The following is an 11,344-nucleotide window of genomic DNA, read 5'->3' as shown; positions in this document are numbered from 1 at the left end:
GGGGGGCGGGGGGCTTCCACCCAGAACATCGGGAGGACGCGGAAGCAAGCCCGGCTGGAGAGGGTGTACACCGGGGCGGCCTGCCTTCCTACCCACCGCGCATGCACCCTGGGTGTGGCGCATTGACGGCGATCCAAGCCTCCCCTACCTTGGCCGGCCTCTTACATGTGGCGACCTGTTCGGGTGGGCAGGTCATGAAGTGTGGGCTTCGCGAGTGTTCGTCATGGCAGCCGCAGCGTCTTCTCCAGCCCTGCCGGAGGTAACGGCCCCGCGTGGCACCGGTGGCTCAGGGCCGGTGCGCGGCGAGGCGTGGAGGCCGCGCGTCCGATGATGCGGGGGCCGGAGGCGGGACGTGCGGGCGAGGCGGCGGAGCCCGGAGACGGGGACTCGCAGGCGCCTGCGTCCACGCGTGAGCTGCATGTCGAATACGACGATGCGCCGCCGCCCGACGCCGCTCCGCCCCGGCGGGCAGGCTCCGTGCCGCGCTGGCGCAACACGTTCCAGGCCCCCGAGCCGCCGCGTGAAGAGGACGTGGCGCTGCGGCGCACCGAGAACGCCGCGCCCGTGGAGCCACCCCAGGCCCCCGCGCCCACCGAGGAGAAGGCGGACGTGGCCCGGGCGCCGAACCCGTTGCTGCTCGTCTCGCGGATGGCGCGAGGACGGGAAGGCGGGGAGGACGTTCCAGCCCGCGATGTCTCCGCGCCAGAGGACGTCAGTCCCACCGAGCGCGAGGCGATGCGCGCCGCGGTGGCCAGCGGGAAGCGCCGCGAGCTCTGGGCTCCGCCCGCGTATCTGCCGGAGGACCTGCGGGAGGCGCTGCTGTCCGAGCGCAGCCAGTACCGCGCGCAGCTGCTGCAGGACGTGCGCGAGGTCAGCCTCCAGGGGCCCGGGGTGCTGTCGCTCATCCCGCGTCCGGCGGCGGACCCGGACTGGTCGGGAGGCTCGGTGCTCGGCTTCCTGGGGGAGGAGTGCGTCTTCGGCGGAGACGTCGTCCACCTGGACTTCGAGTCGGGGCGGGTGTTCGCCGCGCCCAGCCACGGGGATGACGTGGACCGCCGCGCGCTGTCCGCGGACCGCTGGTGCTACCGGCCCTATGACTTCGCCGAGGCCCTGTGCGCGGCGGCCTCCGCCTACGAGGAGCGGCAGGAGGCCCTCACCGAGTCCCTGAGCCGCGCCTGCGGGGAGGCGCCTCCCGTCGCCCTGACGCCTCGGGACGAGGCCCTGACTCCGGCCGACCGGCTGTGGCGCCAGCCCTGGGGCTGCATCTGGGGCCCTCCCGGTACGGGCAAGACGACGGCCGTGGCGGACCTCATCGCGCGGGCGCTGCGCGCCTTCCCTGGCGAGCGCATCCTCGCGGTGGCGCCCACCAACCGCGCCGCGGACGAGCTGGTCCTGCGCGTCAGCGCGCTGCTGGAGCGCGAGCCCATCCCGCTGCGGCCCCTGGCGCGCAGCATCTTCCGGGGAGGCACCGGCGCGAGCGAGGCGCTGGTGAAGCTGCCCACCGTCACGCTGGAGGACACCAAGGGCGGCAAGCTGCGCGCCAGCATCGAGGAGCGGGAGCGGGAGCTCATCCTCCAGCGGGTGCGCGGCGGCCCCGCCCATGAGCTGGCCAGGCTCCAGGCGGAGCTGCGCGGGCTGCGCGGCAAGGTGAAGGACCCCACGCTCAAGGAAGTGGAGAAGGGGGACTGCCCGCTGGTGGTGGTCACCGTGCACCGCGCGTTGCGGCTGGTGTCGGAGCTGGAGGGGAAGCGGCACTTCGCGCGGCTGGTGGTGGACGAGGCCGGCATGGTGACGCGCGCGGCCACCGCGTTGATGGGGCCGTTGGCGGAGCGGGTGACGCTGGCGGGTGACCCGAAGCAGATTGGCCCGGTGAGCCGCGCCGCGGAGGGCGCGGGCAAGGGCACGCAGAAGTGGCTTCGCGGCAGCGGGCTGTCGCACCTGGAAGACGCGGTGAAGGACGCGGCGCGCGCGGACGTGTTGCTGCTGCGCACCCAGCACCGCATGCACCCTGACATCGCGAAGGTGGTGAGCCACTTCTGCTACGGCGGCGCGCTGGAGGATGGCGACGTCGTCAAGCAGCGCGCGGAGCGGCCCGCGCCGGTGGCCTCGTTCCCTTCGGTGCGCGCGGGCTGGGTGGTGCTGGACGGGCTCACGCGAGATTCAAAGCGCCTCACGCACGGACGCGGGGAGACGGGCTCCGGCTACCAGCGCGAGCTGTCCGCCAACCTCGCCGTGTCCCTGGCGCGCGAGGCGGTGCGCTCGGGCCTCAGCGTCCTGTGTGTCACGCCCTACCGCGCGCAGGCCGCGCTGCTGCGCCGGCTGGGCAACGCCGCGGGGCTGCGCGGGGACGTCTTCAGCGCGTCCACCATCCACCGCCAGCAGGGCACCCAGTACGACGTGGTGCTGGTGGACACCGTCGCCGGGGGCAGGCCCTTTCCGCCCCACACGCTGGTGCCCATGCTCAACGTGGCCGCCAGCCGCGCGAAGGACTACCTGCTGGTGCTGGCCTCCCGCGACGAGGCCCGCGCCGCCACCATTCCCCAGCGCTTCCTGGCGCTGCTGCCGCGCCTGCGCGTGCACCCCGGTGAGCCGCTGCGCCTGGAGCCGCTGCCCGTGCCGCAGCGCGCGCCGCCGCCGCCACCCCCGCCGGTGCCGGTGGACCTGGGCGCGGAAATCTCGGGCGCGCGGCCCGGCCAGCCCCTCTTCACGCACGAACAGGTGTCCCTCTTCGAGCGCCGCTTCGATGACGGGCACCACCTGGTGCGCGGCGTGGCCGGCAGCGGCAAGACGTACGTGCTGGCGCACTGGGTGGCGCGCTACCTGCTGGAGCACGCCGAGGCGCAGGTGCTGGTGTCCTTCTTCAACCGGGCGCTGGCCCCGCTGGTGGACAAGTTGTTGGTGGAGGCGCTGGCCCAGCGCGCGGGCCGCCTGCGGGTGCGCGAGCTGCGCGCGCGGGTGACGGTGCGGCACGTGGGCGCGCTGCGCCGTCATGCCCCCGCCTCCTTCGACGGCGTCTTCGTGGACGAGGCGCAGGACATGGACGCCCAGGCGCTGGCCATGCTCCACACGCTGGTGCGGCCGGACACGCTGCCGGACGGGCGCGAGGTGCGCTGCTTCCAGCTCTTCATGGATGACTCGCAGAACGTCTATGGCCAGGTGCCCATCGACGCGCTCAAGGAGCAGCTCCCCGAAGGGCTGTCGTTCCGTGGCCGCACCCGCGTCCTCAAGGAGACGTTCCGCGCCACCCGCGACATCCTCGACGTGGCCTTCAACGTGGTGCTGGACCCACTGCGCCAGCACCACGCGGCCGAGCCCGGCATGCGCGAATACATGAAGGTGGGCGAGCTGGCGCGCGAGGGGCTCGTCTGGCTCCCGGAGGAGACGCTGGAGGGCCTCTTCCGCGTGCAGTCCACCGAGCGCGGCGGCGTGCTGCCCCAGGTGCGCGGCTTCGCCTCCAGCGCCAGTGAGGCGCGGCAGGTGGCTCGCGAGGTGGCCCGCCTCATCCGCGAGGAGGGCGTCCACCCCAGCGACATCCTCGTGGTGGCCCCCGTCATGCCGTCCCAGTACACCGAGGCGCTCAAGCGCGCGGGCGTGCCCGCGGAGGCCTACGGCGGCAAGGGCGGGCGCAACGTGACGGACTTCCGCGTCAGCGGCGTGGACCACGTGCGCGCCACCACGGTGTTCTCCTGCAAGGGGCACGAATGCCCCATCGTCTTCTTCGCGGGCCTGGACGCGCTGGACACCGCGGAGCAGTGGATGGCGGGCGCCCGCGAGCGCTCGGCCCGAGAGAACGAGCGCATCCGCCGCGCCATGTTCTACGTGGGCGCGACGCGCGCGATGAAGCGGCAGTACCTCACCGGGGTGAAGGGCGCGCGCTTCCTCCGCGTGGCCGCCACCTACGTGGAGACGCTGGGGGGACTCGCGCCGGTCGCGCCGCCTCACGAGGGCGCCTCGGGGGCGGACGCGCGGTAGTCCCTCGCGGACCGTTATCGCGCCGCTGCCTTGCCCGCGGGGACCTGCACCCGGACGCCGGTGCGGCGCGCCGTCTGCAGGACGTTCACGGCCAGCTGCTTCACGTAGCGCTCCGTGAGGGCGATGCGCCGCGACTCCTCCTTGATGGGGTTCGGGTCTCCGGACGTCTCGTGCTTGGGGTCGATGGCCAGGTCCACGCAGCCCTCCCTCGCCGTCTTGGTGATTCGGCAGTTGACGGACATGGCCAGGGAGACGTTGCTGGTGGGCGCGGGGGCCGCCTTCGACGCGGTGACAGAGGCCTCGGCCGCGGAGGCCCGCTTGCCATCCCGCCGCTCCACCACCGTGTCCGTGCGGGGGTCCACCAGGTAGGTGGAGCGCCGCTCGGGATTTCGGATGTCTTGCAGGGTGATGTGGACATAGGTGCCCGCGGGGATGTCCTTGGCGGGGTTCCCGTCCGGCGTGTTGCCGATGTGCTGGCAGGCCGAGGCCAGCAGCAGACACGAGAGGGGGAGGAGGCGCTTCGTCATGGGATGAACTCGCTCGATGGATGAGGTGAGGGGACTACTCGAAGAGGAGCACCTGCTGGACCCATGCGCTGGCGTGGCGCCGCGACCAGGCCTGCCGCTCGTCGCGCAGGGCCACGGCCGCGGGGACGCCTTCGCGAATCCGCGCCAGGACGGGCTCGAAGAAGGCGTGCGCCTCGTCGTCGGGAATCTCCTGCGTGGCGGCGAGGACGGCCCGCGCTCCGGATTCGATGAAGGCCAGCGGCAGTCCGAAGCTCTCATGCAGATACGCGCTGGTGTGGCCCGCGTAGCAGGCCGCGAGCAGCACCACCGGCCGGCCCCGCAGCCGCTGTCCCTTCACGTCTCCGGTGGTGAGCGCGAAGCGTCCGCCCGACGCCTCCGGCGACAGCACGAGGACGGAGGCATCCGCCACCGACGGGTCGATGATGCCGTGCGCGTGGACCTGCACCTCCGTGGCGTCCCGCATGGCGGCGAGGACGCGCGGCGGCGTGGCCTCCGCGCCGCGGAGCAGGGTGAGCCCTTCGTCCGGGGCACTGGCCGGGCTCCACGCGCGCAGCGCGGGCAGGTGCAGCGACGCGGGCGCCAGCACGTCCGTCACGATGAGCCGCTGGGCCTTCGCTGGGGGCGGCGGCGTGCCGGGCAGCCCGCCCACCACCCGGTAGGACCAGGCGATGTCGGACGGCAGCAGCCCCGCGCGCCCCTGCACCGGCGGACGCGCGAGGACCTCCACGCTGGGGCAGGCGCGCAGGGCCTTCACCACCGCGTCGGGCACCAGGCCATCGACGCCCAGCAGCGGCGCCGTCCGGCCCGTGTCGTGGTGGCCCAGGAGGCGTCCCTCCGCGTCCCGGGCCACGACGAAGGTCCGCTCGTCGTCCACCGTGACGCCCAGCACGCAGCGCTCCGGCGCGGGCAGGGCGTGCTCCTCGGCGAAGAGCGCCAGCCCCTGCGCCAGCTCGCCCGTCCGGCCCGCGTCGAGGATGAGGGAGGTGTAGCTGTAGACGCGCGCCTTGCGCGCGCTCACGTTCGCCGCCGGCAGGGTGGCGGCGTCGGCCAGCGCCTGCCGCAGCAGCGCCTGTCCCCGGCGCGCGTCCTGCTCCAGGTAGAAGCGCCCCTCGATGTGGCGCAGCAGCGCGAGGTCCCCCGCGTCCTGCGTGCCCGAGCCGCGCAGCGCCTCCAGTCCCTGCTCCAGCAGCCGCGCGTCCTCCGGCTTGCGGAAGGGCGTGCGGGCCAGGTCGGCCAGCAGGGCCAGCCGCGCCATGGAGGGCCGCTGACTGCACTGGATGGCCCGGTCCAGCAGCTCCCGCGCCCCCGCGACGTCCAGCGCGCGGTGGTGCGCGAGCGCCAGGCTGGTGAGCGCCACCTCGGAGTCCGCGCAGCCCTCGGGCGTCTGGAGCAGCAGCTCCTCCACGTAGGCCCGCGCCAGCACCAGGTCTCCCTGCGTCCGGGCCACCTGGCCCAAATCCTGGAGCAGGTTCCGCTGAGAGCCCCACTCCCGGCTGTCGCGCGCGGCCCGCAGGGCGCCCAGGAAGCTGGCGCGTGCGTCGACGGGGCGGTGCAGCCGCGCCATCACCAGCCCCAGCTCCCGCTGCATCAACATGCAGCGGTAGGGCTGCTTCCCGGAGGCCGTGCACGTCTTCACCTCCGCCTGGAGCCGCTCCCGCGCGCGCCGCGGAGCCTCCGACAGGGCCTCCGCCCGGGCCTGCCGCTCCTCCGCCAGCAGCGCGAACCACGGGTCCCTCGTCTCCAGCGCGAGCGCCCGGTACACGTCCGAGAGCTGGCGCGGGTCCGCGTAGGCGAGCGCGCCCAGCAGCAGGTCCTCCTGCCGGGCCTCGCGCAGCCGCGACAGGAAGGACTCCAGCGCGGGGCCCTTCACCTCTCCCCGGGTGAGGCGCGCGTACTCGCTGGCCAGGGGCGCGCGCGCGGAGAAGTCCCGCCGCGCGGTGCGGCGCACGGCGTCTTCCAGGTGCGTGCCGTCCTCCTTGCCGTCCAACACCACCGCCAGGGGGCGCAGGGACTCCACGCGCTCGGGCGAGGCCGCGGCGCGCAGGGCGTTGTAGAGGCACACGCGCGCCATGCCCGGAAGGGCCTCCGCCTGCGCGGTGGAGAGCGGCGCACCGCCGTCCACCATGCGCTGGCAGTCCTGGCGCATGCCCTTCCAGTCCCGCCGCTCCTGCTCCGCCGCGCTTCGCAGCGCCTGGGCGCGCTGGGCCGCCTCGTCGCTCCAGCCGCGCTCGCCGAGCTTCGCCACCTGCTCGAAGGACTCCGCGGCGCGCAGTGACAGGCCGAGCCGCTGGAGCGCCAGCGCCTGGTTCCAGAGCGCCTGGGCATGGCGAGGCCTGCGCTTCAGCGCGCGCTCCAGCAGGGCGAGCGCCTTCTCCGGTTCATCCTGCTGGAGCGCCAGGGCCGCGCGGTCCGTGTCCAGGTCGGCGGAGGCGGGCAGCTTGTCGAGGAACGCGGACGCCTGGGCCAGGTCCCCGCGCAGCAGGAAGGCCGAGGCGATGCCCCGGTGGTCCGCCGCTTCCTCCAGCCGGGCCAGCTCGCGCAGCGCCAGGGCCTGGGGCCGGGCGCCCGTGCCGCTGCGCATCACCTGGTAGGGCCGGTGTCCATCCGCGCCGGGATGGGTGAGGCGGGCTTCCAGGGGCCGGGTGGCCGCCTCCGCCAGCCAGAGCTCGGGGGCGGAGCCCGTGGGCAGCGTCCGGGGCACCAGCACCAGCGCGGCCAGGCCCGCGGCCAGCGCGAGCGGCACCACCATCAGCCAGGACTTGTTCCGCCAGGGCGAACGCGCGCCGAGCCGCTCCGGCCCGGGGCTGTTCAGCGCGTCGTCGGCGAGCAGCTCCAGGGCGAGCAGCTCCTTCATCCGCGACTCGCACGCCGCGCAGCGGGCCAGGTGGTGGCGGAAGTTCTCCGCGTCCGCGGGGAGCATCTCCCCGTCGACGAAGCGCTCCAGGTTGTCACAGACGCTGCTCATGATTCAGCCAGGCCTTCGTGCGAGGCGTCGTTGCCACCCAACAGCTCGCGCAGCGCCTGCCGCGCCTCCGTGAGCCACCGGCCCACCGTCCCTTCCGTCGAGCGGAGCTGCTGGGCAATGGCCCGGTACCGCAACCCCGCGACGTGCAGCCGGTAGGCGTCCCGCAGGTGCGGGGGGCGCAGCTGGTCGATGGCCCGCTGGAACTCGTCGCGAGACACCCGCTCCCACCGCTCCTGGGGCGCCGCTTCGTCTTCGGCGTCCAGGTCCTGCACCAGGCGCAGCATGGGCGCGCCCATGACCTCGGTGCGCCGCCGCCGGCAGTGGTCCAGGAAGCGGTTGCTCATCGTGGTGCTCAACCAGACGCTCACCGCCCCCGCGTTCTCCTCCATCAGCTTGTCGAAGTGGCGGTAGGCGCGCTCCAGCGTCTCCTGCACCAGGTCCTCCGGGTCAATGGCTCCACCCGAGCACAAGCGCCGGGCGATTCGCACCAATGCCGGCCGCCGCGCTCGCGCGAACGCGTCGAATTGACGGCGGTGCCCATCGCCCGGCCTGGCGAGGCCCTCTGTCGTGCTGCTCTCGTGTCGTTCCACCGGTGGGCTGCCCCCTGCGCACGGTGAGAACGGGCCGAAGGGATTCCCTTCGGTGAAATCGGACGGCGCGGTGCGTTATCGGACGAGGATGGTGCGCGGAGGTCCGGCGGACCGCGTCGCTGTCAGGCGTCGCTCGCGCCAGGGCGGAGGGCGTTGACGGTCTCCAGGGTGGGCACCGGCACCTCCAGCCGGAGCCGCTGGGGGCCACCCACGTCGGCCATGAAGGACAGGCGCCCGCCGTAGCGCTCGAGCAAGCCGCCCACCACCTTGAGGCTGTCATTGGCCAGCAGGCCCGCGAAGCGCTCGATGAGCGAGACGGCCTGGTCCGCCGGGAAGGACGGGTCGGCCACCTGCACCTTGAGCACCATGGACGCGGCCGACATGCCCACCTCCGCGTTCACGCCGTCCGGCGCTTCCCGGAAGGGCGCGTAGAGGCACGCCATCGTCTCGCGGTGCCGCAGCAGACCCTTGAGGTACGTCACCAGTTCCGCGTCGTCCCAGGGCTTGCTGATGAAGCGGCAGATTTCGCCCTCGTTCACGGAGGCCACCACGGACTTGAAGTCCGCGTAGCCGGAGATGATGAGGCGCAGGGCCAGCGGATGGGTGCGTTTGAGGCGCTGGAGCAGCTCGCTGCCCGTCATTCCTGGCATCCGGAAATCCGTCAGGACGATGTCCGGGCTGAACCCTTCCAGCCGCTCCAGCGCCTCGTTGCCATTGAAGGCAATCTGGACCTCGAATCCCTCTCGCTTCAACAGCCGCTGCAGCGCGCGTGCGATGGGCTGCTCATCGTCGACCACCAGAACCTTGAACGCATCCATGACAACGTCGCTCCTCGGGCGCGCACTCTAGACCGGGCACCTCCGGAAAATCCCGGCATCTGGAAAATGAATGCCGGGTCATGTGCGCACCTGCGACAGGGTGGGTGTGATTGCTTCATCACATTGCGCCATGGGTTCATTTCATCGTCGGCAATGCACGCGCGCGTGGGGCTGCTGGCGGTGGGGCGGCTCCTGACGTATGGCGGGGGCCGCACACACGCCCGAAGGAGCCCGTCACTGTCCCCGGCAAGAAGGCCTTCATTCCTCCTGCCCTCCGTGCTGGCGCTGCTGGCGCTGCTGAGCGCGTGTGGCGCGGAGCAGGACTCGGGACTGGCGCGGGTGCGCCGCACGGGGGAGCTGCGTTGGGGCGCGGATGCGCAGGGGGGAGAGCCCTACGCCATGGAGGACCCGGACGCCCCCGGAGGCATGCGGGGCTTCGAGGTGGAGCTGGCGGAGGCCCTGGCGCGGGAGTTGGGGGTTCGGGCCCGGTTCGTCCAGAACGACTGGTCCAGCCTGGTCCCCTCGCTGGAGCGCGGCTCGTTCGACGTGGCGCTCAACGGCCTTGAAGTCACGCCGTCGCGCGCCGGGCGCATCCTCTTCACGCGGCCCTACTACGTCTTCAACCTGCGCTTGCTGGCGCGGCGGGACGATGCGGCCGTCACCGGGCTGGAGGCGCTGAAGGGCCAGCGGGTGGGGACGCTGGCCAACTCCCTGGCGTGGGAGCTGCTCCAGCGCGGCGGCGTGGAGGCGGTGCCCTACGAGGGCGTGGAGGAGCCCTACATCGACCTGGAGCAGGGGCGGGTGCGCGCCGTGTTGATGGACGACCTCATCGCGCAGCGCTACGGGCAGCCACGTCCGGGGCTCCGGGTGGTGGGCGACGTGGGTGAAGGCTACTACGCCATCGCCGTGCGGCCCGGTGAGGAGGACCTGCGGGCAGCGCTGGGCACGGCGCTGGGGAACATCGCTCGCTCCGGCGAGCTGCGCGCCATCTTCCAGCGCTGGGGCATCGACAACGCCGAGCAGCAGCGCATGGTCGACTGGACGGACGCCCAGACGCGCGAGGTGCTGGCGCCCACGCGGACGGCGCGCATGGGCTGGGGACAGCTCGTGCTGTTCCTCCAGGCCGCGGGCGTGACGCTGCTGGTGTCCGCGGGCGCCATGGCGCTGGCCATTCCCCTGGGCGTGGGGCTGGCGCTGACGCGGCTGTACGGGCCTGGCTGGGCGGCGCGGCTGTCCACCGGCTACGTGGAGCTGTTTCGCGGCACGCCGGTGTTGCTTCAGCTCTACGTCCTCTACTACGGGCTGGCCGGAGTGCTCCGGTTGGACCCTCTCAGCGCGGCCATCCTCGGGCTGGGCCTGAACTACGCGGCCTACGAGGCGGAGGTCTACCGGGCGGGCGTGCTGGCCGTGCCGCGAGGTCAGCTGGAGGCGGCGATGGCGCTGGGCATGCCCCTGCGGCTGGCGCTGCGGCGGGTCATCCTCCCCCAGGCCTTCCGCGTGGCGCTGCCGGGGGTGACGAACGACTTCATCGCGCTGCTCAAGGACAGCTCCCTGGTCTCCGTCATCTCCGTGGTGGAGCTCACGAAGCGGATGACGATTACCGCGGTGGATGTTCGGAGCTGGCTGATACCTGGCGCGTTGTGCGCATTGATGTACCTGGCGATGAGCTATCCCTTGTCCCGGCTGGCGAGGCACCTGGAAGCGAGGCTGGAGCGCGGATGATTGAAGTCGAGAAGCTGAGCAAGCGCTACGAGGGGCGGCAGGTGCTGGAGGGCATCGACGCCGTCTTCTCCCCGGGCGAGGTGACGGCGCTGGTGGGCCCCTCCGGCGGCGGCAAGAGCACGCTGCTGCGGTGCCTCAATGGGCTGGAGTCCTTCGACGAGGGCCTGGTGCGCGTGGGCCCGGACACGCTGGCGCCGGGCGACGTCCGCGCGCAGGGTGAGAAGGTGCGCCGCATCCGCCGCCGCGTCGGCTTCGTCTTCCAGCAGTGGCACCTGTTCGCGCACCGCACGGCGCTGGGCAACGTGACGGAGGCCCCCATGCACGTGAAGGGCGTGGGCCGCCAGGAGGCCACCGAGCGGGGCCGGGCGCTGCTGGAGAAGGTCGGCCTGTCCCACCGCGAGGCCGCGTATCCCTCCGAGCTCTCCGGCGGCGAGCAGCAGCGGGTGGCCATCGCCCGGGCCCTGGCCATGGAGCCGGAGGTGCTGTTGATGGACGAGCCCACCAGCGCGTTGGACCCGGAGCGGGTGGGGGCGCTGATTGACTTGTTGGAGGAACTGCGCGCCGACGGCCTCACCCTGGTGGCGGTGACGCACGAGATGCGCTTCGCGCACGAGCTGGCCTCGCGCGTGCTGGTGCTGCACGGCGGGCACATCATCGAAGAGGGCCCGCCCGCCCGGGTGCTCGCCCATCCACGCCATGAGCGCACGCGCGCCTTCCTGGGCCTGGGCCGCGTCCCCGCGCTGCGCACCC

General features: G+C 73.1%; 7 protein-coding genes. 3 read left to right on the top strand and 4 right to left on the bottom strand.

Annotated elements, in window-relative coordinates; genetic code table 11:
- Positions 1-327: 327 nt before the first annotated feature.
- Positions 328-3,972 (top strand): AAA family ATPase, encoded by a 3,645-nt coding sequence (locus G4D87_RS24155; RefSeq protein ID WP_163784567.1) that lies wholly within the window; start codon positions 328-330, stop codon positions 3,970-3,972.
- Between the two features lie 14 nt (positions 3,973-3,986).
- Here G4D87_RS24155 and G4D87_RS24150 read toward each other — a convergent pair whose 3' ends face one another.
- From G4D87_RS24150 to G4D87_RS24135, 4 genes are all read right to left on the bottom strand, one after another.
- Positions 3,987-4,499: a hypothetical protein gene (locus G4D87_RS24150; protein WP_163784566.1), complete on the bottom strand. Its 513-nt coding sequence runs from the start codon at positions 4,497-4,499 to the stop codon at positions 3,987-3,989.
- Positions 4,500-4,533: 34 nt separating this feature from the next.
- The gene (locus G4D87_RS24145; RefSeq protein ID WP_163784565.1) at positions 4,534-7,464 is read right to left on the bottom strand and encodes a CHAT domain-containing protein; all 2,931 of its coding nucleotides are present in this window, start codon (positions 7,462-7,464) and stop codon (positions 4,534-4,536) included.
- Complete coding sequence (locus G4D87_RS24140; protein WP_163784564.1) at positions 7,461-8,054, bottom strand: RNA polymerase sigma factor; 594 nt, start codon at positions 8,052-8,054, stop codon at positions 7,461-7,463. The genes G4D87_RS24145 and G4D87_RS24140 overlap by 4 nt, the downstream gene beginning before the upstream one ends.
- A 122-nt stretch (positions 8,055-8,176) precedes the next feature.
- Positions 8,177-8,872, bottom strand: coding sequence for a response regulator (locus G4D87_RS24135; protein WP_163784563.1), 696 nt, complete (start codon positions 8,870-8,872; stop codon positions 8,177-8,179).
- Positions 8,873-9,148: 276 nt separating this feature from the next.
- On the opposite strand from G4D87_RS24135, the gene G4D87_RS24130 reads away from it, so the two are divergent.
- Both G4D87_RS24130 and G4D87_RS24125 read left to right on the top strand, forming a co-directional pair.
- Positions 9,149-10,594, top strand: a complete 1,446-nt coding sequence (locus tag G4D87_RS24130) for an ABC transporter substrate-binding protein/permease (RefSeq protein ID WP_163784562.1) — start codon at positions 9,149-9,151, stop codon at positions 10,592-10,594.
- Positions 10,591-11,344 (top strand): amino acid ABC transporter ATP-binding protein (locus G4D87_RS24125; RefSeq protein WP_163784561.1); only part of this gene is annotated, 754 nt, incomplete at its 3' end. The genes G4D87_RS24130 and G4D87_RS24125, both read left to right, overlap by 4 nt.

Source organism: Myxococcus vastator (assembly GCF_010894475.1).
GTDB lineage: Bacteria > Myxococcota > Myxococcia > Myxococcales > Myxococcaceae > Myxococcus > Myxococcus vastator.
The sequence above is the reverse complement of the archived record's forward strand: the minus strand, read 5'-3'. Positions and strand labels throughout refer to the sequence as shown.